Consider the following 25,589-nt stretch of genomic DNA (forward strand, 5'->3'; position numbering starts at 1 on the left):
GCTTACAACGGCAAAGTCATGGCCTTGGCGGCCGCGGTTTGCGAGGCGCGGAACTCTTCCAGCCTGGCAGCCAGCGCCTCGTCGGTGGTGGCGATGATGGCCACTGCGGTCAGTCCCGCGTTGGCAGCGCCAGCCTCGCCGATGGCAAAGGTCGACACCGGCACGCCTTTCGGCATCTGCACGATGGACAGCAGCGAGTCTTCGCCGCGCAGGTACTTGGACGGCACGGGCACGCCCAGCACCGGCACGATGGTCATGGCAGCGACCATGCCCGGCAGGTGGGCCGCACCGCCGGCGCCGGCGATGATGGCGCGCAGGCCGCGCGCACGGGCGCTCTTGGCGTAGGCGTACATTTCGTCCGGCATGCGGTGAGCGGAAATCACCTGCGCTTCATACGGTACGCCGAACTGCTTCAGCATGTCGACGGCATTCTTCATCACGTCCCAGTCCGAGGACGAGCCCATGATGATGCCGACCAGTGGTTTGTTCTCTGGCATGGCTTATACCTTCAACTTTTCGCCGGTCAGGCGTTCGATGGCTTCGAAGTACTTGGCCTGGGTCTTTTCGATCACTTCCGCCGGCAGGGCTGGCGCAGGCGGCGCCTTGTTCCAGTCCTTCAGGGTTTCCAGGTAATCGCGCACGAACTGCTTGTCGTAGGACGGTGGCGAAATGCCTGGACGGTAGGAATCGGCTGGCCAGAAGCGCGAGGAGTCGGCGGTCAGCACTTCGTCCATCAGGTGCAGCACGCCGTTGTCATCCAGGCCGAATTCGAACTTGGTGTCGGCGATGATGATGCCCTTGGTTGCTGCGTAGTCGGCGGCGGTGGTGTACAGCTTGATCGCCACGTCGCGGATCTTGGCAGCCAGTTCGGCGCCGATTTTCTTTTCCATCTCTTCGAAGGAGATGTTTTCATCGTGTTCGCCCAGGTCTGCCTTGGCAGCCGGGGTGAAGATTGGCTGCGGCAGCTTGTCAGCCTGCTGCAGTCCTTCCGGCAGTTTGATGCCGCAGATGCTGCCGGTGGCTTGGTAGTCTTTCCAGCCGGAGCCGATGATGTAGCCACGTACCACCGCTTCCACCAGGATTGGTTTCAGGCGCTTCGCAACGACTGCGCGGCCTTTCACCTGCTCCACTTCGTCCTGTGCCACCACGGACTCCGGGGTGACGCCGGTCAGGTGGTTCGGGACGATGTGGCCCAGTTTCTCGAACCAGAAATCGGACATCTGGTTCAGGACCATGCCTTTGCCGGGGATCGGTTCGTTCATCACGACGTCGAACGCGGACAGGCGGTCGGTGGTGACGATCAGGATCTTGTCGGTGCCGACGGCGTAGTTGTCGCGCACTTTACCGTGGCCCAGCAGGGGGAGGGATTTGATGGAGGATTTGTACAGGCTGTTCATGGCGGGGGTACTTTGAGATTTTTTAGACCCGGTAAACCTGGGCCTGACCCGAGGGTCAGACCCGGTTCACGCGGCGGCTGCGGACTGGGGTCTGACCCTTGGGTCTGACCCCGCCTTACCGGGTTTCATTACTTGACGATCTGGGCCAGCTCGCCGGCCTTGTAACGCTCAGCCATCTTCTCCAGCGAGATCGGCTTGATCATCGACGCGCGGCCTTCGCAGCCGAACGCCAGGAAGCGCGCCTTCACCACTTCTTCAGCAGCAGCGCGGGCAGGCTTCAGGAAGTCGCGTGGGTCGAACTTCGATGGGTTCTCGAACATGTACTTGCGCACGGCAGCGGTCATGGCCAGGCGGATATCGGTGTCGATATTGATCTTGCGCACGCCGTGACGGATGCCTTCCTGGATTTCTTCCACTGGCACGCCGTAGGTTTCCTTCATGTCGCCGCCGAATTCGCGGATGATGGCCAGCAGTTCCTGCGGCACCGAGGAAGAACCGTGCATCACCAGGTGGGTGTTAGGAATACGGGCGTGGATTTCCTTGATGCGGTCGATCGCCAGGATGTCGCCGGTTGGCTTGCGGGTGAACTTGTACGCGCCGTGCGAGGTACCGATCGCGATGGCCAGCGCGTCGCACTGGGTCTTCTGCACGAAGTCGGCAGCTTGCGCCACGTCGGTCAGCAGCTGTTCGCGGGTCATGGTGCCTTCCGCGCCGTGGCCGTCTTCCTTGTCGCCCTTCATGGTTTCCAGGGAACCCAGCACGCCCAGTTCCGCTTCCACGGTCACGCCGATGGAGTGCGAGAACTTCACCACCTCTTTCGACACTTCGACGTTGTATTCGTAGGAAGCCACGGACTTGCCGTCAGCCATCAGGGAACCGTCCATCATCACGGACGAGAAACCGGACTTGATGGCGGCCATGCAGACTGCCGGCGACTGGCCGTGGTCCTGGTGCATGACGACAGGAATATGCGGGTAAGCTTCGATTGCCGCGTCGATCAGGTGCCGCAGGAAAGCTTCGCCAGCGTATTTACGGGCGCCAGCCGAAGCTTGCATGATCACCGGCGCGTTGACGGCGTCGGCGGCAGCCATGATGGCCTGCACTTGTTCCAGGTTGTTGACGTTGAAAGCCGGGATGCCATAGCCGTTTTCAGCAGCGTGGTCCAGCAGTTGACGCATGGATACGAGGGACATGGTAGTACTCCAATAACAATAAAGAAATCGTTAGCGTTCGTTATCGAGCCGAATCAGCGCGGTGAGTGAACTCACCCACTTTCACGATACGCAGCGCGTTCGTGCCGCCCACCTTGCCCATCGGCGCACCCCAGGTAACCACAATCATATCGCCCTTCTGGGCAATACCCTGTTTTACCAGGAGGTCTTCCGCGGCGCGCAACACGACGTCGGTCGGCGCATCCTGCATCAGTTGGTGGGTGCAAACGTTACGGTACAAGGCCAGCTTGCGCTGGGTGGTGGTGCTCGGCGTGAGCGCAATAATCGGGGTGTCGATGTTGTGGCGGCTCATCCACAGCGCGGTGGAGCCGGATTCGGTCAGGGCCACAATCGCCTTCACGCGCAGGTGGTGCGCGGTGAACAGGGCGCCATAGGCGATCGACTGGTCGATGCGGGTGAAGCGGGCGTTCAGGAAGTCCGCATCGAGTTTGTTGTATTCGGATTGCTCGGCTTCGGTACAGATGGCCGCCATCATTTCCACGGTTTCCACCGGGTATTTACCGGACGCGGTTTCGGCCGAGGTCATGACGGCATCGGTACCGTCCAGCACGGCATTCGCCACGTCGGACACTTCGGCGCGGGTCGGCACGGCGTTAAAGATCATCGACTCCATCATCTGGGTCGCGGTGATGGCGATCTTGTTCGATTCGCGCGCCATGCGGATCATGCGCTTTTGCAGCGCGGGCACGGCGGCATTGCCTACCTCGACAGCCAGGTCGCCGCGGGCCACCATGATGCCGTCGGAGGCGTTCAGGATTTCCTGCAGCGCAGGAATCGCCTCGGCGCGCTCGATCTTGGCGATCATCATCGGCTTGAAGCCGAACGGCTCGCCGGCGATGTTGGCCAGCTGGCGCGCCATTTCCATATCGGTGGCGTTTTTCGGGAAGGAAATCGCCAGGTAATCGGCCTGGAACGACATCGCAGTCTTGATGTCTTCCATGTCCTTGGCGGTCAAGGCCGGCGCGGTCAGGCCGCCGCCCTGGCGGTTGATGCCCTTGTTGTTGGACAGCTCGCCACCGATCTTCACGGTGGTGTAGATTTCGCTGCCGACAATCTTGTCCACGGTCAGCACGATCAAGCCATCGTTCAGCAGCAGCACGTCGGCAGGCTTCACATCGGTTGGCAGGCTCTTGTAGTCCAGGCCCACGCGTTCCTGGTTGCCCAGTTCACCGTTCTCGCCCCACTTGGCGTCGAGGACGAATTTGTCGCCCTTGGCCAGCTCGATCTTGTTGTTTTCGAACTTGCCGATACGGATCTTCGGACCCTGCATGTCGGCCATGATCGCCACTTCCTTGCCGCATTCCGCAGCCGCCTGACGCACCAGGTTGGCGCGCTCGATATGATCCTGCGCCTTGCCGTGGGAGAAATTCAGGCGGACCACGTCGACCCCTGCCTTGATCATCTGGATCAGGATGTTCAGGTCGGTCGAAGCTGGGCCGATAGTTGCGACGATCTTGGTACCACGTGCCATGAAGGTTTCCTTCGTGTGAGCTTGAAAAAGTTCAAAAGGCGCCTTGCGGGCGCCTTTTACCGTGTTACTGGGCGCGTTGCGCCAGGATTTCCACTGCCGGCAAGGTCTTCCCTTCCAGGAATTCCAGGAAGGCGCCGCCGCCGGTGGAGATATAGCCGATCTTGTCGGTGATCTGGTACTTGGCGATGGCAGCCAGGGTGTCGCCGCCGCCAGCAATCGAGAAGCCCTTGGAGTTGGCGATCGCCAAGGCCAGGGTCTTGGTGCCTTCGCCGAACTGGTCGAACTCGAACACGCCGACCGGGCCGTTCCAGACGATGGTGCCGGCTTCAGCGATCTGGGCAGCCAGCTTGGCGGCAGTCTTCGGACCGATGTCCAGGATCATGTCGTCGTCGGCCACGTCAGCCACCGCCTTCACGGTCGCGGCAGCGGTAGGCGAGAATTCTTTCGCGCACACCACGTCTTCAGGGATAGGCACCTGGGCGCCGCGGGCAGCCATGATGTCGATGATGGCCTTGGCTTCAGCGACCAGGTCAGCCTCGGCCAGCGACTTGCCGATCTTCAGGCCGGCAGCCAGCATGAAAGTATTGGCGATGCCGCCGCCAACGATCAGGTTATCGACCTTGTCGGCCAGCGATTTCAGGATCGACAGCTTGGTCGACACTTTGGAACCGGCCACGATGGCCAGCAGCGGACGGGCCGGCGCGCCCAGGGCCTTGCCCAGCGCATCCAGCTCGGCAGCCAGCAGCGGGCCGGCGCAAGCGATCGGCGCGAACTTGGCGATGCCGTGGGTAGTCGCCTCAGCGCGGTGCGCGGTACCGAAAGCATCGTTCACGTACACATCGCACAGCTTGGCCATTTTCTGGGCCAATTCATCGGAATTCTTCTTTTCGCCCTTGTTGACGCGGCAGTTTTCCAGCAGCACAACCTGGCCGGCAGCGACTTCCACGCCATCGATCCAGTTCTGTTTCAGTTCAACCGGCTGGCCCAGCAGCTCGGACATGCGCTTGGCGATTGGCGCCAAGCTGTCTTCGGCCTTGAATTCGCCCTCGGTTGGACGGCCCAGGTGGGAGGTAACCATGACCTTGGCGCCAGCGCCCAGGGCTGCCTTAATCGCCGGAATCGAAGCACGAATGCGTGTATCTTCTGTGATATTGCCCGCATCGTCCTGCGGCACGTTCAGATCTGCACGGATGAATACGCGCTTGCCCTGTAGCGCGTTGTGCGCTACCAGGTCTTCCAGGCGGTTGAATTTCAGCATGGTTACTCAGGGGTCACAGTTGGAAAGAGCGCTATTTTACCTTAAGCCGGGAGCCCTTAGCCGCTTGTTAAGCTCGCGCAAGGCCGATATTTAGTTGCCAACAAGAAAACAAAATTCGGGGTCAGGTCTGTCATTTGGACACCAAAGCCACACGTTTGATCTTCCTCAAGCCATCGCCGCGCAATTGTGCAGGTGTCAGGCCCACGACTTGGCGAACGCTGCGGACCATATGGCTGGGGTGCGCGAAACCAGCTTCCAAAGCGATCTCGGTATTTGTCTTTTTGCCTTCTTGCAGGAGTTGGCGGGCGCGCTCGACGCGGCGGACCAGGACGTAACGATGCACGGGCATGCCGGCTGCCTGGCGGAACAGTTCCTTGAAGTGAGAAACGCTGAAGCCAGCCACGACAGCCAGTTCGGCCAGTCTCAGGTCCTGGTCAAGGTTGGCTTCGATATAGTCCTGCATGGCGCGCAACTGCCAGGCCGGCAAGGCTCGGGGCGGCGCTGCGGATGGGCGGCGGGAGGCCAGCGTTTGCAGCGCCAGCAGGCGTGACGCCAGTGCACTGGCCAGGCTGTCGGCGAAGATGCTGCCACCGGGATGCCCCTCTTGCTCTTCCGTTTGCATCATCCAGCCAATGCGTTCGATCTGCGCGTCGCGGATATGGATGGCTGGCGCCAACCCGGCGTCCAGGCGCATATGTTCTGCAGTGTCCTGCAGTAGAGATGGATTCAAGCGCAACAACAATGATGTGGCGGGCGCAGTCAGCGTCCAGCGTGTGCTGGAGCCGGCGGGCACCACGCAGAACTGGCCGTGCAACCGAGTCCCCTGCCGCTCATACCGGCCAGCGCGGTAGCTGACCGGCACCGGAGCGCCAAGGTGCAGGCACAACACATGACGGCCATCAACCGGCGAGTCGAAGCGGCCATGCGGGACTGGCGAAGTCAACACATCCAGCAGCGGTACCGCGTCCCGCACTGGATAACACGAAGGCCTGGTCGTCATTGCTTCCTCTCACGCAGGAAATGGGAGAGTGCGCCATTTCCAGCGATGAAGCAATAAAAAATCAGCCGACTGTGCTCGCCAGCGGCTGTTTATGCGCGCAGTCTCCCAGGCTTGCCGATAGCATCTATTGCACCACTCAGCTACCGCATGGAGACCGCAAGTGAAACGCCGTGACTTTTTATCCCTGACCGCCGCCGCCCTCGCCGCTAGCGCGGCACCACAACTATCCATTGCCGCCACCACCGACGTCGCCAAATTCCGTGCTGCGCGTCGTTTCGCAAAACTGCCCTTCGGCCACATCGCTTACGTCGAGCGTGGTTCCGGCCCGGCAGCAGCGCTGTTCCTGCACGGCGCGCCGCTGAACAGCTTCCAGTGGCGCGGCGCACTGGAGCGCCTGTCGGCATACCGACGCTGCATAGCGCCCGACTTCATGGGCCTCGGGTATTCGGAGATCCCGTCCGGCCAGTCGCTGGCCGCATCCGCCCAGGCCGAGATGCTGGCGGCCCTGCTCGACCAATTGGGCGCCGGCACCGTGGATATCGTCGCCAGCGACAGCGGCGGCGCCGTAGCGCAACTGTTCCTGCTGCGCTACCCGCAGCGCGTGCGCAGCCTGATGCTGACCAATTGCGACATCGAACCGCACAGTCCGCCCGCCGAAATCGCACCGGTGCTGGAAATGGCCCGCAAGGGCACGCTGGCGGACGAAACCGCCAAGTGGCTGACCGACCAGCCCATGGCCCGCGCCACGTTTGGCGCCGCCGTCTTCCACAACCCAGCGCAACTGACGGATGAAATCATCGAGTACTATGCAGCGCCACTGGTGAGTTCACCTCTGCGGCGCGCGCAATACCACGAGTTCCACAACGCCCTGTCGCCCAACCCGCTCGCCGGCATCGAGGCCCAACTGCGGCGCAGTACTGTGCCAGTGCGCATGGTGTGGGGCGCCAGCGATACCATTTTCACGATGGCCGATGCGCACTACCTCGACCAGCTCTTCCCGCATTCGCAAGGCATCCGCGCCATCCCGGAAGGAAAGCTATTTTTCCAGGAAGAATTCCCTGCCATCATTGCGGAAGAAGCGCGCAAGCTGTGGAAGGCCTAGTAGCGGATTTCCAGGTTGTGCCCGTCTGGATCTTCGAAATAGCAAGCCAGCGCCAGCCCGCGTGCGCCGTATTGTGGCTGGGGCTGGTTGCAGTTGCGGTCCATATGATTGCCGCCGAATGGAATGCGGCGTTCACGCAATTGCACCATCACACGTTCGAAATGTTCGGGATCGACGCGGAAGGCCAGGTGAAGATGCATGGTGGGCGGCTCCGCCAGCAGATCCAGCGTGAAGCCCTCATTGACGCGCACCACTTCGAACGGCCCTGCCCTGCCTTCGTGTTTGAATCCAAGCACATCCGCATAAAAGCGGATTGACTGCATTGAATTGCTGACGCGCAAGATCATGTGGTCTATTTCTGCCATGTGCCCTCCCATAAAATGGACAGGTTATCTTTGAGATTGATCAATGGTGCGCAGCGGGTGTCCAAATGACAGACCTGACCCCGAATTTACGACAACAGCAGGCGCAATGCGGTAAAGCATGCCATGCCAAACACAATGGTCTCAAGCATATTTCGGCGAGCGAAGTAGTAGGCGATGGCGGCTGCGCCGGCCAGCAGCTTGTAGTTATGGATGCTGAATTCGACCGCGCCCTGCGAGCCGAGCAGCAAGTCGGGGCCGATGATGGCGGCCAGCGCGCAGGACGGCGCATAGCGCAGCATCTCCTGCACGCGGGTGGGGATTGAGACGTGCTCGCCGATCACCCAGAACGAGGACCGGGTGATCGCAGTGGCGCAGGCCAGCGCGGCAATCGTCAGCCAGATTTCAAGATCAGTCATCGGCGGCCTTTCGTCGTTCGATCATTCCTTCCACCACCAGTGCAGTTACCATGCCGGCCAGCACGGCTGCCAGCAAGCCCAGCTTGTATGGGAGGCCATGCGCCAGCACCGCGGTCACGCCAGCGACCAGCGCGCCGCACAGTGCGGGACGGGTCGCTACCATCGGCACGGTAATGCAGACAATCGCCAGCGTGCCAGCAAAGCCCAGACCCCATTCGGCCGGCACAGCGCTGCCAAGGAAAATGCCGGCGATGGAGCCGGCCTGCCATGCGACAAAGTTCGGGTATAACAGGCCGCGCAGGTATGACACTTTGCCCATTGCGGGCTTTTCAGTCGGATAGCGCTGCAGGAACATGGCGGTGGTCATGTCGCCGGCGCCGTAGCCAAGCAGGAAGCGGCGCCACAGCGGCAGTCTGGCGAAGTGCGGCGCGAGCAAGGCGGCGAAGATCACGAAGCGCAGGTTGACCACCAGCGCGGTCAGGAAGATCACCCAGATCGGTGCGGCGGCTGCAATCAGGGGCAGCGAGGTGAGTTGCGCGGAACCGGCAAATACCACCAGGGTCATGCCCAGCGCCTGCATCACGGTCAGCCCGGACTTGACCATGGCCACGCCTACCACCAGGCCCCAGGCGGCGATGCCGAACAGGGTCGGGGTCCCGTCTTTCAGCCCCGCGCGCCAGGAGGGCTCATGGTGGGCCGCGACGTCGGGCAGGCTATCTGGTGAACTCATTGGCAGGCGCAGGGGAAAGCCGACATTCTACCGATGAATGCTTTTCGCTGCCGGGATGCATTAAAATCGTGGTTTTTGATCTCGCGGAGTGTTATAAAATGAGCAACGCCACCCAGCCAGTAGAACTCGATGGCAACGACTTGCCGGCCTACTGCCCGAATCCAGCCATGCCGCTGTGGTCTTCGCACCCGCGCGTATTCCTGGACTTCAAACATGGCGAAGCAAAATGCCCGTATTGCGGCACCCAGTACAAGCTGAAACCAGGCGCCGACGTCGGCCACCATTAATCCCCCTTCCCCCGGAGCCCGGATGGCAGCGCGTAAACACCAGAATGGCAGTGCGGCAGAAGTCGAAGCGGCCTTTTACGATGCCTTGAACCGGGCCGACCTGGAAGCCTTGATGGCGCTGTGGGCGGACGATGAGGAAATTGTCTGCATCCATCCCGGCGGGCCGCGCCTGATCGGGCACCGCGCGATCCGCGATTCCTGGAGTGCGCTTTTGGAACACGGCGGGTTGCAAATTCGCCCATCCCAGCTGCATGAGACACACAACCTGATGAGTTCGGTGCATACTGTGGTTGAAGGCGTCACTGCGGCAAGCGGCGAGCCGGCGCACCTGATTGCAACCAATGTGTACGTTAAGACACCGAAGGGTTGGCGCATTGTGTTGCATCATGTGTCTGTAGCGCCGGGACCTGTTCCCGTCGATCCGCGCGCTCAAATACTGCACTAAAAAAGGGGGATCGGGCCCGCTGGGTCGATCCCAGCCGCGCCATGAACTACATCGCCCCATTCTGGCTGCCGAGCGGCCACTTGCAGACCATTTATCCGGCTACCTGCATAGCCAAGCCCGACGTCCGTTTCCGCCGCGAACGGTGGCATACGCCGGACGCGGATTTCATCGATGTCGATTTCGTCGACGGCCAGCCGGGCAAGCCATTCGTGGTGCTATTCCATGGGCTGGAAGGCTCGTCCGACAGCCACTACTCGCGCGCCCTGATGGCAGAGATCACGCGCCGTGGCTGGTCGGGCGCCGTGCCGCATTTTCGCGGCTGCTCAGGCGAGCCGAACCTGGCGCCGCGCTTCTACCATTCCGGCGACTCAGGAGAACTGGACTGGATCATCCGCCGCCTGCACCCGCATGCGAGCGGCAAGTTCTACGCTTGCGGCGTGTCGCTGGGCGGCAATGTGCTGCTGCGCTGGCTGGGCGAATCGCAGCACCAGGCCGAGTTTGTCGACGCGGCCTGTGCGGTGTCGGCGCCGCTCGACCTGGCGCAGGGCGGCAATGCCCTGTCGCGCGGCCTGAGCCGCCTGTACACGCGCATGTTCCTGCAAACGCTGAAACCGAAATGCGTGGCCAAGCTGCAGCAGTTCCCCGGCCTGTTTGACCTTGATGCACTGATGGCGGCGCAGGACTTGCACGCCTTCGACAATGTGGTCACGGCGCCGCTGCATGGCTACCGCGATGCGGACGATTACTGGGACCGCGCCAGCGCCAAGCACGTGCTGACCGATATCACGGTGCCGACCCTGGTGCTGAATGCGAAGAACGATCCCTTCATGCCGGGCGAATATTTGCCGCGCAAGGCTTCGCGCCAGGTGGTGCTGGATTATCCGGAACAAGGTGGCCATGTGGGCTTTGCCACCGGGCGCTTGCCGGGCAGCCTGGACTGGCTGCCGCTGCGCATGCTGAAATTCCTGAGCGCCATCGAGGCCACTGAAATGGCCGAGGCCTGAACCATGGATGAGATAGTCAAACAGGCGATGGCCAAGTGGCCCAATGTGCCGCACTGCTACGGCTGGCTGGCGCTCGATGCGCGTGGCAACTGGCGCATGCGCGACGAGCGCGCGCAGCATTTCAACGAGGCCGGCGACAAGCTGACCAACCCGGCACTGGTCGGCTTCATCACCCGCAATTACCAGTGCGATGAACAGGGGCGCTGGTATTTCCAGAACGGGCCGCAGCGCGTCTACCTGAACCTGGAAACGACGCCTTTCATCGCGCGTACCGATCCGCTCCACGGCTTCGTGCTGCACACCGGCGCGCCGCTGGGTGAAGTCGACGCGGCATGGCTGACCGAAGCGGGCGAACTGCTGCTGCGCAGCGGCGACGTGCTGGCCCAACTCGACGACCGCGATTTCGCGCAAGTGCTGCCGCAACTGGAGTTGAATGGCCGGCCAGTGAGCGACAACGCCCTGCTGGCTTGGCTGGATGCAGCGGCCAGCGATCCTGCCAGCCTGTCGCCACTCACCTTGCGCGTCGGCGAGCGCACCGTTCCGCTGGCTGCAATAGCGCGCGACAGCGTGCCGCAAGCATTCCGCTTCGAACGTTTGCCGCAACCTTGACCGAGTGCCTGCTCCGGGGCATGATGTTGGGAGAAAAACAACCCCGGGGATCTTCCTGATGAAACGTGCTGCAAAGTGGCTGGGCGGTATTACGCTCGGCCTGGTCGTGCCGGTACTCGCCCTCGCTGCCCATACCTGGTATTTCAAACCGCTCAAGCTGGATTGGTTCTACGCTCGCGTATTTGCCGCCTATGCGATCGACAGCCCCGAAATGCTGTCCGATATGCGCATCCTGCCTGCCTGGCTGGACTTTTACAGCACCAAGCTGGATGACGCCTCGCCGGCCCACACCCGCAAACAAATGGCGCAGCTCAAACAAGACCTGGCTGTCCTGGAGAGCTACAGCACGGAAGGCCTCGATGCCGAAGGCAAGCTGTCCTACGATACGCTGCGCTTCTTCCTGAAAAGCCAGGCAGAGGGCGAACGGTTCATCGATCATGACTTCCCGGTCAACCAGATGATGGGCGTGCAAAGCATGCTGCCGCAATTCATGACGGACGTACACCAGGTCACGAACAAGGGCGAGGCGGAAGCCTACATCGCCCGCCTGAACCTGTTCCCGGTCAAATTCGGCCAGGTGGTGGAAGCAATTCGCCTGAGCGAGAGCAAAGGCATCGTGCCGCCCAGGTTCACCGTCGACAAAGTGCTAACGCAGATGAAGGCCGTTGTCGCTATGCCGGTTAAGGAGCATGTGCTGGTGACGAATATGCGCGACAAGCTGGCCAAGGTAGAAAACCTGTCCGACACCGAACGTGGCACCCTGCTTGCGCAGACTGAAAAGGCGGTGCAGCAAGCGGTCTACCCGGCCTACGGCAAGCTGATCGATGCCTTCACCGCGCTGCAATCCAAGGCCACTGCAAACAACGGTGCCTGGAGCTTGCCGAACGGCGAGGCCTACTATGCCTGGGCCGTGCGCCAGCATACGACTTCGGACATGTCGCCGCAGCAGGTGCATGATCTGGGCCTGGCGGAAGTCGAGCGCGTGGGCGCTGAAATGGATGCCATCCTCAAGGGCGAAGGCTTGAACGAAGGCTCAATCGGCAAACGCGTGCAAATCCTGGCATCGCGCCCGGAACAGCAGTTCCCGAACACCGAGGTTGGCAAGAAGGCCATGCTGGCGCATTACCAGGCCATCCTGGATGAGGTCAACAAAGGCCTCGGCCCGGCGTTCGATGTGCGCCCCAAACTGGGCGTTGAAGTGCAGGCGGTGCCGGTCGCGTCGCAGGCGACTGCGCCCGGCGCCTACTACATGCAGGGTTCCTTCGACGGCAGCCGTCCGGGCGTATTCTACGCAAATATGCGCGCACCGGGCGAAACGCCGAAGTTCGCCATGCGCACCCTGGCTTACCACGAAGGCATTCCCGGCCACCATTTCCAGGTCACGATCCAGCAGGAGATGACGGGCGTGCCCTTCTTCCGCAAGATCATTCCGTTCACCGCCTACCAGGAGGGCTGGGCGCTGTATGCGGAACGGCTGGCGGCGGAACAGGGCTTCCAGAAAACCCCGCTGGATAACCTGGGCCGGCTGCGCGACGAAATGATGCGCGCCACCCGGCTGGTGGTCGATAGCGGCATCCACTACAAGCGCTGGACGCGGGAACAGGCCATCGATTACATGATGAATACCACCGGCATGTCTGAAGGCGATGTGACGGCGGAGATCGAACGCTACTTCGTCAATCCTGGCCAGGCGCTGGCCTACAAAGTCGGCATGCTGAAGATTCTCGCACTGCGCGAGCAGGCGAAGAAGCAACTTGGCGACAAGTTCGACCTGAAACAGTTCCACAACGAAGTACTGACACACGGTGCCTTGCCAATGACATTGCTGGAAGGCGTGGTCAATGACTGGGTCGCCAAACGGAAAACCGCATGAACAATTTTGAACGCGCAGAAGAACTGAACGAGCAGGGGAACGCCTACAATGAGGCCGGCGAAAGCGACCTTGCGCTGCAAGCCTATGAAGAGGCGCTGCGGCTCAATCCGAACGCAGCAAAAACACTGTACAACATCGGCCTGATCTACAAGTACCGCAACGAGTGGGGCAAATCCTTCGATTACGCGACTGGGCTACTGCGCGCAAGGCCTGGGCCGATAACGGCATTGGGCTTGACGGAACCGACGGACCAATCGAGGACGACTTCGGCCCGACGCCCTTGCGCCTGAACCCAGACGGCGATGACGAAGTGGTCTGGGGCACCCGCATCGATCCGGTACGTGCAGTGTTGCGCAATATTCCCTATCCAGAGTCCGGATTCCGCTATGGGGACATCGTCCTGCACGATGGCGCCGGCGTCGGCACGCGCGTGTCGCGTGGCAGGGAATATATGGTATTCAATGTCCTGGAACTGTTCGAAACATCGGCGCACGCTATGCAAGCAATGCAGCGAAGGCATCCCGCACGAGCATGCCCATGGCGAAGACGCGGCGCCAGAGTGGAACCCACACCGAACCGTCGGGATTGCCGCGACCTCGTTCGAGGAAATCGCAGCGATCCTCGACCGGGTTCCCGGCATCGAAAAGATGGAGGTCGAGATTTCCCTCGAGCTGGAAGCGCCGGCCTGATTAATCCTTGTCTTTCTTCTTATCGCCCAGCATTTCCTTGCGCTTGGCCTGCAGCTCGCGTTCGCGGGCATCAATCACCGACTGGTCGTAGTAGGTCGCATCCGGCGCTTTGCGGGCCAGCGCAAGCTGGTCCAGCGCAGCCAGCACGCCGCCCAGCAGCACATACGATTCCGCCAGCGAGATATGCTGCAGGGCGATCTTGCCCTGCTTGGCGTAGGCCTGCGCCATGTAGTCGTGCAGTTCCGGCTCGCGGCGGTACATCTGCAGCTGGTCGCGCAGGAAGCGCGAGGCTTCGTCGTATTTGCCGCCCTTGATCAGGGCGTCGGCATACTGCCATACCAGGCCGCGCGACAGCGGGTAGCGGCCCTGCGCCTGCTTCGCCTCCTCGATGGCCGCTGCAATCACTTCCGGCTTGTTCTCCTGCGCCAGCTTGATCTCCAGCGACAAATAGGCCAGCGCCGAATCGGTGGTGCCGCGCGGGATCGGTGTGCTGAACGCGCCAGCAGCCGGCGGCTTGTCGATGGTGGCGCGCGCCTTGTCGAGCCATTCCTGCGCGGCAGCGAACTCGGAGCGCTTGAGCGATACCATGGCCATCCCGTACTGGCCGGCGGCCACGTTCTGGCGGCCCGGCAACTGGATCTGGTTCTTGAATACCGCTTCCGTGTCGGACAGGCCCTTGCTGCTTTCGTCCTGCAGCACCCGGGCACGGGCGCGGATCAGGTGGAAGTCCATGCCGTCCACGCGCTGGCTGAATTTCTGCTCGCGGATGCGGGCCTGGATATCGGCGATCCGTTCGGTGGTCAGCGGGTGGGTCAGCAGCCAGGGCGGCATCAGGTCGCTGACCATGCGCGTGCTGTTCTGCATGCGCTGGAAGAACGACACCATGCCGCTGGCGTCATAGCCTGCCGCATTCATGATCTGGAAGCCGACGCGGTCCGCCTCGCGCTCCGCATCACGGCCGAAGTTCAGCTGGCGCTGGATCGCCAGGCCCTGCCCGCCCATGAAGACGCCGATTGCCGCATCGGAACTGGACTTGGCGGCCAGCGCAGCCAGCAGCATTGCCGCCAGGGGAATCAGGGCGTCGTTCTTCTGCGCTCCAAGCTGGCGCGCGATATGGCGCTGCGCCACGTGGCCGATTTCGTGCGACAGCACCGAGGCCAGTTCGGATTCGTTTTGCGCCGCCAGCAAAAGCGCCGAGTGCACGCCGATATAACCGCCCGGCATGGCGAAGGCGTTCAGGTTCTTGTCGCGGATCGCGAAGAAATAGTACTCGAGGTTGGCGTCGCCGCGCGCTCCCGGGCGCGCATCCACCAGCCTGGTGCCGAAATTATTCAGGTACTCGATGATGGGCGGATCATCCAGGTAGTCGCGCTCGAAGCGCAGGCTTTGCATGATCTCCTCGCCCAGGCGCTTCTCCATCACCGGCGACATGTCCTCGCGCGACGCATCGCCCAGCGTGGGCAATTCCGCCTGCTGCGCCTGCCCGGCCGGAGCGGCGACCAGCAGGCCGGAAACCAGTGCCGCCAGCAAGGGGCGGCGAAAATGTAGTGCATTCACAGTGCTATCATACCCGTTCAACAAGAGAGCTACGCGATGACCGAACACCTTACTCATTTTGACGCTGCCGGCCAGGCCCATATGGTCGATGTCGGCGCCAAGGCCGAAACCCACCGCATTGCCGTCGCCACCGGCAGTATCCGCATGAAGCCGGAAACGCTGGCGCTCATTCTATCGGGAACCGCCAAGAAAGGGGACGTGCTCGGTATTGCCCGCATTGCCGCCATCATGGCCTCCAAGCGCACGGCCGACCTGGTCCCCCTATGCCATCCCCTGGCCTTGACCCGCGTTGCCGTGGACTTTACCACTGATGAACCCAGCAACACCGTCCATTGCCGCGCCCAAGTGGAAACCTACGGCAAGACCGGCGTGGAGATGGAAGCGCTGACCGCGGTGCAGGTCGGCCTGCTCACCGTCTACGATATGTGCAAGGCAGCCGACCGCGGCATGGTGATGACCGATATCCGCGTCACCGAAAAAGCGGGCGGCAAGTCCGGCGACTGGAAGGCATGATGCTGTAGGGGTTTGATTTACTTCGGTTTTCATCCCTTGCACTATCACAGTACTTCCAGCGCCAGCATGCCAAGCGCATAGCAGTCGTCAGCGAGCCTAGAGCCAATTTCCTGTTCCTGTCCCACGTCTGTCCCAATGGAAGGCGTATGGCATCGTTTAGACAGCGTTTAGGCACATGGCAAGCCCGTGTTCGCCGCAAAGGATTTCCCGACGAAGTAAAGTCGTTCACAACTAAGGCCGAAGCAGTAGCATGGGCACGCGAAATCGAAGCGGCAATGCATAAAGGGATTCATCAGGACCTATCAGCCGCCCATGAATGGCTGCTAGGTGATCTGCTGAAGCGGTACATGACCGAAGTATCCCCTACAAAGAGAAGCGCAAAGCGTGAAAGGGAATCCATCACATTCATGCTTCGTCAGCGCATGGCTTCCTATAGCATGGCAAAGCTCACTCCAGCAGTCATCGCAGCATACCGTGATGATCGCTTGAAGACGATTTCCGCTGGCACGATCATTCGAGAGTTAAGCATCCTTTCGAGCGCTATCAGCCATGCACGGCGAGAATGGGGACTTCCGACATCAAACCCCTGCGCCTTGGTTCGCAAGCCGCAATCGCCGCAAGGCAGGTATCGACTTCTCACAGAAGACGAACGACTCCGATTGCTGGATGAACTTCGACCTGTCGGACGCCGCAGTCCATGGATGCATCCGTTGGTGGAACTGGCGCTCGAAACTGCCATGCGTCGAGGAGAACTGTTGGCGCTCGAATGGCGTCATGTGGACCTGAAAGCGCAGACTGCCTTTCTTCCGATGACGAAGAATGGTAGCACTCGAACAGTGCCTTTATCCAAAGCGGCGGTGCGCATCTTAGAAGGATTACCGAGGGTCGCTTCGGGACGTGTTTTCCCGCTTTCGTACATGGTCGTGAACAACTGCTTCGTAAACGCCCGGAAACGCGCTGGGATCAACGATCTCCACTTCCACGACCTTCGCCACACCGCAACAACAAAACTCGCTGAGAAGCTTCCTAATGTCATTGAGCTGGCATCAGTTACAGGCCACCAGACCATTCAAATGCTGAAGCGCTACTACCATCCATCTGCTGAGGCTATGGCTAGAAAACTGGGCTGAACGATTACAGCTTGAACATTGCAGGTCGTGATATAGCTAAAACAGCTTGGGCATGGCCTGCGCATCCAAGGCATTTCGCCTAGCCTCGGGGCCGCCATTTGCACTCATGCATCAATGAGGCATTAGCGAAACGAATGCTATTTCCGAGACGGTGAATTGGACGATGGATAATAAAAGTATGATTCAGCTGGATACCGTTGATTGACAATTTTCTCCATTTCATCGATTAGCTTTCGATCACCCGGCGTATCTTCTTTAGCAACAAGCGAGGCGCGAACTTGGCGAAGGACCCGATATATTGCTTCAGAAGTTTCATCGACTGCCTGCTTTGTCTTGATCGTTGCAACGACATCCTCCATCACGTAGGCGATTGCGCCGTAAGCTCCCTGAACACTCGACAACCGTTCATGTTCGTCCTCAAGTTTGAGGTATGGACGCGCAATCCCAAGAACCAGCGCGATGCCAGTCGTAAGGCTAAGTAGAAGCGGGCCAACTGGATAACCCATCACATCAACCTTCCAAAGCGCAAGACTAAGGACGCCGGAGCCACCAGCAAAAAGTGCGAGGAAAATGTCGAGCGCTCGAAGAATCTTTCGGGATTTCGAAATCCTTCGGGCGTAGTACTCCTTGTTCAGCACGAGGGTTCGGAACTCGTCATACACGTTTTCAAACTGTTGGCGATTGGTCATGATGGTTTGCGTGCTCGGGTTTTGGGATTCGGCCAAGGGTTGTTTGGATCAATATTACGGCCACTTTGGAATGAACCAGCCGCCTTAGCTTCGGCCTTCTTAGATGCGGGCTTTGCCTTTGAAGGTGCGGCCTTCTTGGCAGCGGGTTTCTTGGCGGGTGCCGCCTTCTTCGCCGCAACTCTAGGTACGGCCTTCTTGGCAGGAGCAGCTTTCTTCGCCGCAACTCTAGGTACGGCCTTCTTGGCAGGAGCAGCTTTCTTCGCAGTAGCCATATCTTCGGTTGCTCCATACTGTGATTCTAGGTCCCCAGCTCATCGTATTCATGCGAACTAAAGGATTCCGATGAGCGGCCAATCTTGGCTGCTGGCCGATAAGAACTCGAACTTGGTCAACGCCAGGTCAGTCCAAGCAATCATCGCGAATAACTGCCGTGACCTGAGAAACCAAGTCAATAGTCTATGCGAACCACAGGAAATTGCCAATGTATTAAGCAAATTCGTTCGCAGAAAATTTCGTTTTCATCGGCTGCCGCGTCTCGCTATGTAAATTACCGACTAACAACTCTCCTCCTAAGCATCTCTCAAAAGGTCAAACGGACGTTTGGCTTTTAGATGCCAACGATTCTTACCGCTTCGCTTTTTGCAGGTGCCTGAACCATATAGGCTGCTGCACTTCATCTCGACAATACAAGAAATCTATATGTAGTTATTTTTATTATCCACATAACCACATATAGTAGTTAACACCAATGTCTTTTCGAGTAAGTAGTTAAGAAGGAAGGTAAGTAGGTAAGTAGGATCACGATTTATCGAACATGTCAAGAAAAAATTTGACGGCGTGAAAAATAGTGTTTTAGAATGCCTTCCGTCGATGCAGCAGCAGCCGCATTGACCACTTAATGCACCGCCAGCACTACCGCTCCCCGCAGTAGTCGGCCCTGCCACAAGCCGTCTTCAGGCACCAAAACCATTTTTCCCGCAAATGAACGAGCCAGCGCTTTCCACTGGAGGCTTTGCCACGCCTATGCGGGCCGTTTTTAACTCGAATAAAGGATCAAACACATGCACATCACCCAAGAACAACACGAATGCTTTATCTCCATGGGCTTCACGGACAGGCAAGATGTCGGAGGCTACGTCAGCTACTGGCACCCAGACACCAGCATTCTGCTGATTTGCACTTCTACACTTCCACTGAAAAACATTCAGCGAATCGAAGAATGCACGGATGTCGTGATTGCCGTGGAGAACGATTTTTCCGCCGAACTTGCCGCGACTGTCCTCAACTTCGCAACAGACGTCATCCGATTGAAGTACATACCTCAATTCATGATGTACAGGGCATTCAGTTCGGAGTGCCGGGACCACCTCCTCGCGCAATCCAATTTTGCTTGGGCGTCCGCTGAATATCATGAGGCAGCGTGCGCCATCGACTATGACAAGGACGATCTGGATCAAGCCGCCAATGCGCGCCACGCAGCAGTACTGGCTTTATTGACGACCCCGAAACCGCCAGCATTCCGTCAAACGTTCATCGCCTAATTGGCATCCATCCAACATGCAGGGAAAGCGACCGCCAGGTCGCTCTCTAGCCTTTCAAACAATCCCGCCACCTCGATCACAGGTCTGCTATCAGACTGTGGCTGCTGCATTGCCTGAGCCTTTAGGCTGGCTACGTGGCGGGTTATTACACCGACAGAAAGGAGTCCTATGCCCGCTATCACTACCCTCCCAAAAACTCGCCAAACCCCGCCCTTCCTGCCATCCAATTTCTGCGAGGCCCCACAATATGCTTCGTTTCGACCGTTGCAAACTCCTACAGCTTCGCCAGCCACCACTACAGCGGCATGGAACACAGCTTTACATCCAACACTGTCGCAAGAACTTCAGCAACGGAAGACGCTCAGGACCATATCAACGCTCTTTTCAGCAGACGGACGCCTTGAAGGAGCTAAGATTGACCTTGAAACAGGCGAAGTCGTTAAGCATGCCTACAAGGATTACTTCGAGCGCCCCCGAAAGTCAAAGCCCAAACCAAACGCCGCCGATATCGAACCATTCTGGATGCAGATGCCAGCAGCCAAACGTAGCACAAGCCAAACTGCACGACACGATAAATCCCGAACCAAGTTGTTTAACAGCGTTAAACCGTACTTGCAATACATTATGGAGTGCTCACCGGGGATGGTGCTGAATGACTCAGTAGAATTCGATTTGCCCCAGCTTTCCGGACTCATTGACGACGCCTGCACACTCGACATGGGGAAAAACACACGCGGATTAATCAAGAGCCAGTTGCTTTGGATGCTTGCCACCTTCGACTTCATCACACCCGCAGCGGTACGTGAGTTCAAGGGATGCAGTGAGCGCCATGCGTATCGCATTGCGGGCTGCTTGCGCGTAATCGTTCAAGCATTTGCCATGCAGGCTGAAGGAAAGTTACCCGATGGTGCAGAGGGATGGAACCCCAAAAACAAAACGAAGGTAAAGAAGCGAGTGACGAGGGCCAAGGGCAAAGTTATCCACAAGCCATAAGAATTGCCACCTAAGAAAAGGCCGTGCGATAGCGAGGCCAGCGTACTTCTAGAGTCGGTGCAGGATGGATAGCCGTGCGGTAGCGAGGCAGGCAGCAAACCTGTTCTATGAATCCGGTAATACTGGGCCTTCGCTTCGCTCTCGGCCCTACACACAACCACTTACAAACCACTCGTCTCACAAAACCCTTACGGGTTGCCTTTCCCCCTGCAACACATGGCGCAGCCATGTAATGCGACATTACAGGTCACATGTGTATCTAGGGGGAGTACCTGCGTATCGCACATACATCGTAATGTTCTAGGTCGGGGTGTTGAGTTGTTGATTGTGTTCCGTGCGCCGTGCGGCAGCGAGGCTGGCAGCAAAACTGTTCTATGACCTGGCCTTCGCTCCGCTCTCGGCCTGATTCACAACCACCTACAAACAACACTTTCCACCACACCCTAACGGGTTACCTTTCCCTTGCAAAGACATGGCGCAGCCATGCAATACAACATTACAAGTCACATGTGTATCAAAGGCGAGAACCTTCATATAACACATGCATCGTAACGACTTAGGCAGGGAGCGTGGATCGTTGCTTGTTGGTCGTGAATTGGTTGTGGTTCGTGCCAAAACATAGAATGGTGGCCGTGGACATGTCGCCTACGTCTGCACAAAACTAACCGACTGCTCCTGCACCGGAAGAATGCCTTACTTCTGCCAAATCACAAAACTCCAACCATGAAGTCGCAACCTGGGGCATCTGCAAAACAACCGGCTCCCCTTCTTGGGGGTACGTTTTCATGTCGTTGTTCATCAAGGCCATATCACCAAGGGTGATGCCAATAACATGGAAATGTTCGCTAATCCCTGCATGGGGATAGTCACGGACTGCAATTGTGGCCCCAAATGCTAATGTCCTCGCCCATTGATGTACTCCTCCCAGATGCGCTTGATGAATGCCCGAGCCGTTGCGGAATAGAGGCCGAAGGCTACGTTTATATTGAGTGACACCTGCGCCTGACCCAATACTGCACATTCTCAGTCCTCTGTTCATATATTGTGGGACAAAGTCTGGAGCAGAAAATCGAATGACGTACACCCTTGGGAACGCTTCGTTTCCCATGTTTTCAATCGGGGACACTCCGACCATGATAACTTTGGCCCCGTTCCGCTTCTCCAGTTCAGGTGCTCGTTGAAAAACTTCGCGTGCGATAGGAGTCCACTCAGCGGAAACACCAACCGGATCAAAGGCATGGGGCCCGATACCTGCTGGCATGGCTAAAATTCTCTTTAGGCTATCGATCATCTCGAAACCAATACGCACTGATCCAGCGAAGCCTGCCGCGATATAGTTACCAACCGGGTATATCTTCTGGAGCAATTCAGCACTGCGTCCATCGGCAAAGTGAACACGACTGTCGGAAATAATTGCCCCAGTACTCATTATTGAGGCAGCACCAATTACCCATGTCATTTCATATCCTCCGTTAGTGACATGTCATTCACAACAATCCGCCAGCTTGTCGCCGTCGCAGCCGACAAAGCCGGTACACCAGATTATGGCCTCCATGGCATGCCGTATTAAAGTGCCAGCTTACGTCTCCATTGAACTGCACACCAGCCGAATCGATAGCAGAGTTTACTTTGGTCGAAGATGTACTATCTTGTAAGCCAGAAAGAGCTGGAGAAGATCATGCCCGACGCTCTGACGCCTCTCCCTGATCAATTAATTGAAGCCGTGACTTGGCACGATGAACAGACACGTGCCAAACGAGTGGATCGCATGCGATGGTCGTCAAGCCTTAAGCCGGAAGCCGGGCTAGTCTTTGGAAAACCTGAGCCTCTTGCGGTACTTGAGGATGCCCGCGCCAGCTTTGTGAACGAATACTATGTCGCAGCAATCATGACAGCTACCGCATACATCGACCATGCGTTAGGGACTCTGCTTTCAAGGCGCAAATTCAAACCACAGGAAAACACTTTGTCGGCAAGAATCAGGGCTGCGCGAAGGAAGAAAATCCTGACAAAGGATGTGCTTAACAGGATCGACACGCTCAGAAAAATACGAAACCCATTCGCGCATGAGATGCCTTCAGATCACCCTATGAACTTGGGAAATCGAGTCCAATCAGAAGCGCGGCACCCCCAAGCTATTCTCGAAGACGACGCGAAGGAAGCGCTGACACTAATGTACGTGGTGTATGCCGAAACCCTAATGAAGGTGAAGCTTTCCACCAGTTAGCTCTGGCCCCTCTAATACTGCCGATTCCGAAATTGTGTTCGAGGGGCGCAGCTAAACTGCTCCCGAAATTATGGGAGCGTTCATGCCAGCGGCGCAACTTGGTCACCCACGAGTCCTGCAGCCGAAAGTATCAGCCCGGATCATTGCTGGCCTGATGCCCAAGGTGACTACCGGCACTATCGTCACTCAGTAAGGGCAATGTCGTGTTGCTGGGCAGGTTTTCAGACCGGGCTTGGGTATTCCATACGATCTGAGCAACCTCTTTGATTCGATCGACGAACGGTTTTGCGTCCTCGCCGAACTTGCCAAGGACTACCCCGGCATCGCCAATCAGCCCCCAGAACCTGTCGAGGTCGGAAACGCGCTTGTGCAACTCAGCTTGAAGCTTTTCAAGCCTGGAAAGTAGACGGGAGCGATGATTTTCATCGAACAGTTCAGACTTGGCGATGCTCTCCCGCAGTTCGGAGATTAGCTGTTGCACACGGGAAATGTCTGGTTTGGAGAACTCGTATGCGAATCCGTTGCCAAGGGCAGTTGCGAACCTCTTTTGCTTCGCGCTAAGCGTGACTGCTGCTCTGTCCTGCTCTTTAGCGTCCCTGACTTGTTCAAGATACTGGAAGATGTTGCTACATACCCTGTCCTGTATCTCGTTGGTGTTCGGCTTGCTCAGCCCAATTGCCAGTAGCTCTTGCTCTTCGATTGCATTAATCAGCGCTAGGGCTTCAAGCAGAATGTCCAATTGCTCGTCATCCCACTCATGCCTGTTCAGTTGGGCAACTGCGGCCAGAGTGTCATTGCAAATCTGAATCACGGAAGCAAGCGGGTCGCTTCGGATCGAGTCGAGGAACTCTTCGGTGAAAAACATGGGCATCCCTTTAGGTTTGTTGTTGATGCAACCATACCAAAGACTGTCTCGACAATCATCGGTAATTGCCAGACAACATTACCACGCCACCACAACAACCGTGTCAATAGTATAGTTGCTACTGTGTCAAGCCAATTTGGGTCGTCTAACAACGATCAGTCAGTAATTGCCGAAATTCACCCCTACAAGCCCCGGAAGCTGGTTGCAAACGATTGGTCACTTGAAGTATGCTCAATTTGCCTTATCAAATAAGCATAACAAGGAGAACTCATGAACAAACCAATCGCCCGCATCTACCAGCGCGTATCCACCAAGGGGCAGGACACCGAGCGACAGGATGCGCTCCGGGCTGACGCAGAAGCCAAGGGCTACGTGGTCGTCGCCACCTACACTGAGAAGGAATCGGGTACGAAGGAAGACAGGCCTGAGTTACAGCGTATGCTGGCCGACCTGAACGCAGGCGACACGATCATTGCCGAACACTTAGACCGCCTTACTCGCCTCCCTTTGAAGAAGGCTGAAGCCCTGATGGACGAGATCAAGAAGAAGGGGGCTAAGGTATCGGTTCCGCAGTTGATTGAACTGCCCAAGGTGGATGACGAAGGCATTGCAAGCATCGCATTGGAGGCCGCACAGGCAATGTTGCTAAAGATTGCTCTGTACCAGTGCCGTAACGACTACGAGACTCGCCGCCGCCGCCAGAAGGAAGGCATCGCCTTGAAGAAGGAAGCCGACAAGGGCAAACCGTTGGAGAAGCGCACCTACAAGGGCCGCAAGGCAGACATAGTGGCTAATGCCAAGATCATTGAACTCCGTGCCTTGGGCTACACCATCGCCAAGGTTGCATCTACCCTGTGCGTCAGCGAATCACAGGTAAAGCTGATCTTGAAGAAGGATGCAGCAGCGAAGGCCGCTAAGGCCGCATAGCAGCGTCAGGCATTTTTCACCAAGTAGTGTAAAACCCTGAGCAGGGCGCAGGCGGGGCTATTATCCGATCTAAGCAATTTGGCAGGTTGGCAGCGCCAGCAGCGCAGGAATTAATATTTCGCTGGCCTTGCTGCCCGATACTGGGTGTCGCCCGCCGCGTTAAATAATCCGGTGGACACTTCAGTTTTTTATTTTTTTATTTTTACTGGCTAGCTGCATCCATGCCAACGCCCACCTAACCGCATCCCGCCACTCCTTGTTAGTTGCGGTACAAGCCAACTATTTGGCCAGCTTTCGTGCGGAAGCTAGTAAGCGCTTTCTCCCCTCATCCGACAGCAAATGGAAAGCCTTCAATAGCTCGGCTTCGTCGTCGTCTTCCGCGAAGAAGTACGCCATTGGCAGATTCAGCACGACGCCGAATCGCTCTACCCATTCAAGTCCTGGTACACGGGTCCCGCGCTCGTAGCGGTTCATTCGCGCACTTGCGCTTGCTTCTTCGATCCCCGCTTGAATTCCCAACTGCTCTTGCGACAACCCCGCTGCCAATCGCGCAGCTTTCAACCTGCTGCCAAATGCAGACATACCGTCTCCCTACCGTAAAGGTAGAGATAGTCCATGTTTCGGCTTGCCAGCTTACTACCGTATCGGTAGTATTGTCATTTTCATTAGCCACTGGAAATACGAAAATGTCCTTCAAGCTCACCGTGTCAGTAGCCGTTCTGTCCGTTCCACTGATTGCCAGCGCTGGCGTGTTAGACGACGCCAAGGCGAAGATTAGAAAGGAACGAGAGGACGCGGCTATCGCTACGCTTAGTAAGGACTATGCGCCGGAGATTGCCAAATACAGGGCTAACCCAGAGCGCGCTGGTATGAAATGCTATCTTGAGGCAAGCGCCCACTGGTCAGCGTGGAGCGGAATGCCCAAGTCTGAAATGGCGGCATGCGACGAGGTCGTGCGCAAAGAGATTGTAGGCATCCGGCTTAAGGAGGAAGAGGCCGTGGCAACGGCGAAGGCTGAGCGGGCTGAGCGCCGTAAGGGCATGTCTGAAGTCGCCGCCAAGCTTGACGAGATGGATGAGCGCCAGCAAGACAGGGAGCGTGCACTTGATCGCCGCGATGCAGCGCGACAGGCAGTAATCGACGCCGACGCAGAACGGAAAGCCAAGAATGATGCCGCTGATGCTGAAATCGCACGCGCTAAGCGCCTCTCCTGCTCCATGGGCAATAAGCGCGACTGTTAAGGGTAGTCGAGGCGGACCATCGAGGGCA

30 protein-coding genes are annotated in these 25,589 nt (G+C 58.2%); 15 read left to right on the forward strand and 15 right to left on the reverse strand.

Annotated elements, in window-relative coordinates; genetic code table 11:
• Nucleotides 1–2: 2 nt before the first annotated feature.
• The 6 genes from purE to ACN9MZ_RS27235 all read right to left on the reverse strand — a co-directional run bounded on the left by purE (nt 3) and on the right by ACN9MZ_RS27235 (nt 6,358).
• Complete coding sequence (gene purE, locus ACN9MZ_RS27210; RefSeq protein WP_426339922.1) at nt 3–497, reverse strand: 5-(carboxyamino)imidazole ribonucleotide mutase; 495 nt, start codon at nt 495–497, stop codon at nt 3–5.
• 3 nt (nt 498–500) lie between these two features.
• Nucleotides 501–1,397, reverse strand: coding sequence for a phosphoribosylaminoimidazolesuccinocarboxamide synthase (locus ACN9MZ_RS27215; RefSeq protein WP_130310232.1), 897 nt, complete (start codon nt 1,395–1,397; stop codon nt 501–503).
• 128 nt (nt 1,398–1,525) lie between these two features.
• The gene (gene fba, locus ACN9MZ_RS27220) at nt 1,526–2,590 is read right to left on the reverse strand and encodes a class II fructose-bisphosphate aldolase (protein WP_426319416.1); all 1,065 of its coding nucleotides are present in this window, start codon (nt 2,588–2,590) and stop codon (nt 1,526–1,528) included.
• Nucleotides 2,591–2,630: 40 nt separating this feature from the next.
• The gene (gene pyk, locus ACN9MZ_RS27225; protein WP_426339923.1) at nt 2,631–4,100 is read right to left on the reverse strand and encodes a pyruvate kinase; all 1,470 of its coding nucleotides are present in this window, start codon (nt 4,098–4,100) and stop codon (nt 2,631–2,633) included.
• A 64-nt stretch (nt 4,101–4,164) separates the two neighbouring features.
• Entirely contained in the window at nt 4,165–5,358 is a 1,194-nt protein-coding gene (locus ACN9MZ_RS27230) for a phosphoglycerate kinase (protein WP_426339924.1), read from the reverse strand.
• Nucleotides 5,359–5,488: 130 nt separating this feature from the next.
• Nucleotides 5,489–6,358, reverse strand: coding sequence for a helix-turn-helix domain-containing protein (locus tag ACN9MZ_RS27235; RefSeq protein WP_426339925.1), 870 nt, complete (start codon nt 6,356–6,358; stop codon nt 5,489–5,491).
• A 160-nt stretch (nt 6,359–6,518) separates the two neighbouring features.
• Here ACN9MZ_RS27235 and ACN9MZ_RS27240 point away from each other — a divergent pair, with 160 nt between their 5' ends.
• The gene (locus tag ACN9MZ_RS27240; RefSeq protein WP_426339926.1) at nt 6,519–7,460 is read left to right on the forward strand and encodes an alpha/beta fold hydrolase; all 942 of its coding nucleotides are present in this window, start codon (nt 6,519–6,521) and stop codon (nt 7,458–7,460) included.
• Here the strand turns inward: ACN9MZ_RS27240 and ACN9MZ_RS27245 are convergent.
• From ACN9MZ_RS27245 to ACN9MZ_RS27255, 3 genes are all read right to left on the reverse strand, one after another.
• Nucleotides 7,457–7,825 carry a VOC family protein gene (locus ACN9MZ_RS27245; RefSeq protein WP_426339927.1) on the reverse strand — a complete coding sequence of 123 codons (369 nt, stop codon included), beginning with the start codon at nt 7,823–7,825 and terminating at the stop codon, nt 7,457–7,459. The genes ACN9MZ_RS27240 and ACN9MZ_RS27245 overlap by 4 nt on opposite strands.
• Before the next feature lie 86 nt (nt 7,826–7,911).
• Nucleotides 7,912–8,241, reverse strand: coding sequence for an AzlD domain-containing protein (locus ACN9MZ_RS27250; protein ID WP_426339928.1), 330 nt, complete (start codon nt 8,239–8,241; stop codon nt 7,912–7,914).
• Nucleotides 8,234–8,971: an AzlC family ABC transporter permease gene (locus ACN9MZ_RS27255; protein WP_426339929.1), complete on the reverse strand. Its 738-nt coding sequence runs from the start codon at nt 8,969–8,971 to the stop codon at nt 8,234–8,236. The genes ACN9MZ_RS27250 and ACN9MZ_RS27255 overlap by 8 nt, the downstream gene beginning before the upstream one ends.
• 98 nt (nt 8,972–9,069) lie before the next feature.
• On the opposite strand from ACN9MZ_RS27255, the gene ACN9MZ_RS27260 reads away from it, so the two are divergent.
• From ACN9MZ_RS27260 to ACN9MZ_RS27290, 7 genes are all read left to right on the forward strand, one after another.
• Entirely contained in the window at nt 9,070–9,258 is a 189-nt protein-coding gene (locus tag ACN9MZ_RS27260; protein WP_426339930.1) for a zinc-finger domain-containing protein, read from the forward strand.
• Between the two features lie 22 nt (nt 9,259–9,280).
• Nucleotides 9,281–9,703: a YybH family protein gene (locus ACN9MZ_RS27265; protein ID WP_426165375.1), complete on the forward strand. Its 423-nt coding sequence runs from the start codon at nt 9,281–9,283 to the stop codon at nt 9,701–9,703.
• A gap of 41 nt (nt 9,704–9,744) precedes the next feature.
• Nucleotides 9,745–10,707 (forward strand): YheT family hydrolase, encoded by a 963-nt coding sequence (locus ACN9MZ_RS27270; protein WP_426339931.1) that lies wholly within the window; start codon nt 9,745–9,747, stop codon nt 10,705–10,707.
• 3 nt (nt 10,708–10,710) lie between these two features.
• Complete coding sequence (locus ACN9MZ_RS27275; protein ID WP_426339932.1) at nt 10,711–11,316, forward strand: DUF2946 family protein; 606 nt, start codon at nt 10,711–10,713, stop codon at nt 11,314–11,316.
• A gap of 58 nt (nt 11,317–11,374) precedes the next feature.
• On the forward strand, nt 11,375–13,189 hold the full coding sequence (locus tag ACN9MZ_RS27280; protein ID WP_426339933.1) for a DUF885 domain-containing protein: 1,815 nt from the start codon (nt 11,375–11,377) through the stop codon (nt 13,187–13,189).
• Nucleotides 13,186–13,479 carry a tetratricopeptide repeat protein gene (locus ACN9MZ_RS27285; protein ID WP_426339934.1) on the forward strand — a complete coding sequence of 98 codons (294 nt, stop codon included), beginning with the start codon at nt 13,186–13,188 and terminating at the stop codon, nt 13,477–13,479. The genes ACN9MZ_RS27280 and ACN9MZ_RS27285 overlap by 4 nt, the downstream gene beginning before the upstream one ends.
• 171 nt (nt 13,480–13,650) lie before the next feature.
• On the forward strand, nt 13,651–13,878 hold the full coding sequence (locus ACN9MZ_RS27290) for a hypothetical protein (protein ID WP_426339935.1): 228 nt from the start codon (nt 13,651–13,653) through the stop codon (nt 13,876–13,878).
• Here ACN9MZ_RS27290 and ACN9MZ_RS27295 read toward each other — a convergent pair whose 3' ends face one another.
• On the reverse strand, nt 13,879–15,492 hold the full coding sequence (locus tag ACN9MZ_RS27295; protein WP_426339936.1) for a M48 family metalloprotease: 1,614 nt from the start codon (nt 15,490–15,492) through the stop codon (nt 13,879–13,881).
• Here ACN9MZ_RS27295 and moaC point away from each other — a divergent pair.
• Complete coding sequence (gene moaC / locus ACN9MZ_RS27300) at nt 15,472–15,948, forward strand: cyclic pyranopterin monophosphate synthase MoaC (protein WP_426339937.1); 477 nt, start codon at nt 15,472–15,474, stop codon at nt 15,946–15,948. The genes ACN9MZ_RS27295 and moaC overlap by 21 nt on opposite strands.
• Before the next feature lie 146 nt (nt 15,949–16,094).
• A complete protein-coding gene (locus tag ACN9MZ_RS27305; protein ID WP_426339938.1) occupies nt 16,095–17,078 on the forward strand; it encodes a tyrosine-type recombinase/integrase in 984 nt (327 codons plus the stop codon).
• Between the two features lie 137 nt (nt 17,079–17,215).
• Here ACN9MZ_RS27305 and ACN9MZ_RS27310 read toward each other — a convergent pair whose 3' ends face one another.
• Nucleotides 17,216–17,767, reverse strand: coding sequence for a hypothetical protein (locus ACN9MZ_RS27310; RefSeq protein WP_426339939.1), 552 nt, complete (start codon nt 17,765–17,767; stop codon nt 17,216–17,218).
• Nucleotides 17,764–18,039 (reverse strand): hypothetical protein, encoded by a 276-nt coding sequence (locus ACN9MZ_RS27315; RefSeq protein WP_426339940.1) that lies wholly within the window; start codon nt 18,037–18,039, stop codon nt 17,764–17,766. The genes ACN9MZ_RS27310 and ACN9MZ_RS27315 overlap by 4 nt, the downstream gene beginning before the upstream one ends.
• A gap of 789 nt (nt 18,040–18,828) precedes the next feature.
• Between ACN9MZ_RS27315 and ACN9MZ_RS27320 the strand changes: the two genes are divergently transcribed.
• The gene (locus ACN9MZ_RS27320; protein ID WP_426339941.1) at nt 18,829–19,308 is read left to right on the forward strand and encodes a hypothetical protein; all 480 of its coding nucleotides are present in this window, start codon (nt 18,829–18,831) and stop codon (nt 19,306–19,308) included.
• A gap of 168 nt (nt 19,309–19,476) precedes the next feature.
• The gene (locus ACN9MZ_RS27325) at nt 19,477–20,301 is read left to right on the forward strand and encodes a hypothetical protein (RefSeq protein ID WP_426339942.1); all 825 of its coding nucleotides are present in this window, start codon (nt 19,477–19,479) and stop codon (nt 20,299–20,301) included.
• Nucleotides 20,302–20,962: 661 nt separating this feature from the next.
• Here ACN9MZ_RS27325 and ACN9MZ_RS27330 read toward each other — a convergent pair.
• Entirely contained in the window at nt 20,963–21,760 is a 798-nt protein-coding gene (locus ACN9MZ_RS27330; RefSeq protein WP_426339943.1) for a hypothetical protein, read from the reverse strand.
• Nucleotides 21,761–21,979: 219 nt separating this feature from the next.
• Between ACN9MZ_RS27330 and ACN9MZ_RS27335 the strand changes: the two genes are divergently transcribed.
• Entirely contained in the window at nt 21,980–22,528 is a 549-nt protein-coding gene (locus tag ACN9MZ_RS27335; protein WP_426339944.1) for a hypothetical protein, read from the forward strand.
• Nucleotides 22,529–22,658: 130 nt separating this feature from the next.
• Here the strand turns inward: ACN9MZ_RS27335 and ACN9MZ_RS27340 are convergent, their stop codons facing one another.
• On the reverse strand, nt 22,659–23,393 hold the full coding sequence (locus ACN9MZ_RS27340) for a hypothetical protein (RefSeq protein ID WP_426339945.1): 735 nt from the start codon (nt 23,391–23,393) through the stop codon (nt 22,659–22,661).
• Between the two features lie 270 nt (nt 23,394–23,663).
• On the opposite strand from ACN9MZ_RS27340, the gene ACN9MZ_RS27345 reads away from it, so the two are divergent.
• Nucleotides 23,664–24,320: a recombinase family protein gene (locus ACN9MZ_RS27345; protein WP_426339946.1), complete on the forward strand. Its 657-nt coding sequence runs from the start codon at nt 23,664–23,666 to the stop codon at nt 24,318–24,320.
• 279 nt (nt 24,321–24,599) lie between these two features.
• Here the strand turns inward: ACN9MZ_RS27345 and ACN9MZ_RS27350 are convergent, their stop codons facing one another.
• Nucleotides 24,600–24,902, reverse strand: coding sequence for a helix-turn-helix domain-containing protein (locus ACN9MZ_RS27350; RefSeq protein WP_426339947.1), 303 nt, complete (start codon nt 24,900–24,902; stop codon nt 24,600–24,602).
• 104 nt (nt 24,903–25,006) lie between these two features.
• Here ACN9MZ_RS27350 and ACN9MZ_RS27355 point away from each other — a divergent pair, with 104 nt between their 5' ends.
• Nucleotides 25,007–25,561, forward strand: a complete 555-nt coding sequence (locus tag ACN9MZ_RS27355; protein ID WP_426339948.1) for a hypothetical protein — start codon at nt 25,007–25,009, stop codon at nt 25,559–25,561.
• The last annotated feature ends 28 nt before the right edge of the window (nt 25,562–25,589 follow it).

This window comes from Pseudoduganella sp. S-14, from assembly GCF_049913285.1.
In the GTDB taxonomy this organism is placed as follows: Bacteria; Pseudomonadota; Gammaproteobacteria; order Burkholderiales; family Burkholderiaceae_D; genus Rugamonas.

Excerpts from the sequence above, each read along its gene's own strand:
- ACN9MZ_RS27305 (WP_426339938.1), top strand. The coding sequence starts at position 16,095 with ATGGCATCGTTTAGACAGCGTTTAGGCACATGGCAAGCCCGTGTTCGC.
- ACN9MZ_RS27250 (WP_426339928.1), bottom strand. The coding sequence starts at position 8,241 with ATGACTGATCTTGAAATCTGGCTGACGATTGCCGCGCTGGCCTGCGCC.
- ACN9MZ_RS27355 (WP_426339948.1), top strand. The coding sequence starts at position 25,007 with ATGTCCTTCAAGCTCACCGTGTCAGTAGCCGTTCTGTCCGTTCCACTG.
- moaC (WP_426339937.1), top strand. The coding sequence starts at position 15,472 with ATGACCGAACACCTTACTCATTTTGACGCTGCCGGCCAGGCCCATATG.
- ACN9MZ_RS27280 (WP_426339933.1), top strand. The coding sequence starts at position 11,375 with ATGAAACGTGCTGCAAAGTGGCTGGGCGGTATTACGCTCGGCCTGGTC.
- ACN9MZ_RS27340 (WP_426339945.1), bottom strand. The coding sequence starts at position 23,393 with ATGTTTTTCACCGAAGAGTTCCTCGACTCGATCCGAAGCGACCCGCTT.
- ACN9MZ_RS27320 (WP_426339941.1), top strand. The coding sequence starts at position 18,829 with ATGCACATCACCCAAGAACAACACGAATGCTTTATCTCCATGGGCTTC.
- ACN9MZ_RS27345 (WP_426339946.1), top strand. The coding sequence starts at position 23,664 with ATGAACAAACCAATCGCCCGCATCTACCAGCGCGTATCCACCAAGGGG.
- fba (WP_426319416.1), bottom strand. The coding sequence starts at position 2,590 with ATGTCCCTCGTATCCATGCGTCAACTGCTGGACCACGCTGCTGAAAAC.
- ACN9MZ_RS27230 (WP_426339924.1), bottom strand. The coding sequence starts at position 5,358 with ATGCTGAAATTCAACCGCCTGGAAGACCTGGTAGCGCACAACGCGCTA.
- ACN9MZ_RS27295 (WP_426339936.1), bottom strand. The coding sequence starts at position 15,492 with ATGAGTAAGGTGTTCGGTCATCGCGTAGCTCTCTTGTTGAACGGGTAT.
- ACN9MZ_RS27330 (WP_426339943.1), bottom strand. The coding sequence starts at position 21,760 with ATGACATGGGTAATTGGTGCTGCCTCAATAATGAGTACTGGGGCAATT.
- ACN9MZ_RS27235 (WP_426339925.1), bottom strand. The coding sequence starts at position 6,358 with ATGACGACCAGGCCTTCGTGTTATCCAGTGCGGGACGCGGTACCGCTG.
- ACN9MZ_RS27275 (WP_426339932.1), top strand. The coding sequence starts at position 10,711 with ATGGATGAGATAGTCAAACAGGCGATGGCCAAGTGGCCCAATGTGCCG.
- ACN9MZ_RS27325 (WP_426339942.1), top strand. The coding sequence starts at position 19,477 with ATGCCCGCTATCACTACCCTCCCAAAAACTCGCCAAACCCCGCCCTTC.
- ACN9MZ_RS27245 (WP_426339927.1), bottom strand. The coding sequence starts at position 7,825 with ATGGCAGAAATAGACCACATGATCTTGCGCGTCAGCAATTCAATGCAG.
- purE (WP_426339922.1), bottom strand. The coding sequence starts at position 497 with ATGCCAGAGAACAAACCACTGGTCGGCATCATCATGGGCTCGTCCTCG.
- ACN9MZ_RS27265 (WP_426165375.1), top strand. The coding sequence starts at position 9,281 with ATGGCAGCGCGTAAACACCAGAATGGCAGTGCGGCAGAAGTCGAAGCG.
- ACN9MZ_RS27270 (WP_426339931.1), top strand. The coding sequence starts at position 9,745 with ATGAACTACATCGCCCCATTCTGGCTGCCGAGCGGCCACTTGCAGACC.
- ACN9MZ_RS27255 (WP_426339929.1), bottom strand. The coding sequence starts at position 8,971 with ATGAGTTCACCAGATAGCCTGCCCGACGTCGCGGCCCACCATGAGCCC.
- ACN9MZ_RS27315 (WP_426339940.1), bottom strand. The coding sequence starts at position 18,039 with ATGGCTACTGCGAAGAAAGCTGCTCCTGCCAAGAAGGCCGTACCTAGA.
- ACN9MZ_RS27285 (WP_426339934.1), top strand. The coding sequence starts at position 13,186 with ATGAACAATTTTGAACGCGCAGAAGAACTGAACGAGCAGGGGAACGCC.
- ACN9MZ_RS27310 (WP_426339939.1), bottom strand. The coding sequence starts at position 17,767 with ATGACCAATCGCCAACAGTTTGAAAACGTGTATGACGAGTTCCGAACC.
- ACN9MZ_RS27290 (WP_426339935.1), top strand. The coding sequence starts at position 13,651 with ATGTCCTGGAACTGTTCGAAACATCGGCGCACGCTATGCAAGCAATGC.
- ACN9MZ_RS27335 (WP_426339944.1), top strand. The coding sequence starts at position 21,980 with ATGCCCGACGCTCTGACGCCTCTCCCTGATCAATTAATTGAAGCCGTG.
- ACN9MZ_RS27260 (WP_426339930.1), top strand. The coding sequence starts at position 9,070 with ATGAGCAACGCCACCCAGCCAGTAGAACTCGATGGCAACGACTTGCCG.
- ACN9MZ_RS27350 (WP_426339947.1), bottom strand. The coding sequence starts at position 24,902 with ATGTCTGCATTTGGCAGCAGGTTGAAAGCTGCGCGATTGGCAGCGGGG.
- ACN9MZ_RS27215 (WP_130310232.1), bottom strand. The coding sequence starts at position 1,397 with ATGAACAGCCTGTACAAATCCTCCATCAAATCCCTCCCCCTGCTGGGC.
- pyk (WP_426339923.1), bottom strand. The coding sequence starts at position 4,100 with ATGGCACGTGGTACCAAGATCGTCGCAACTATCGGCCCAGCTTCGACC.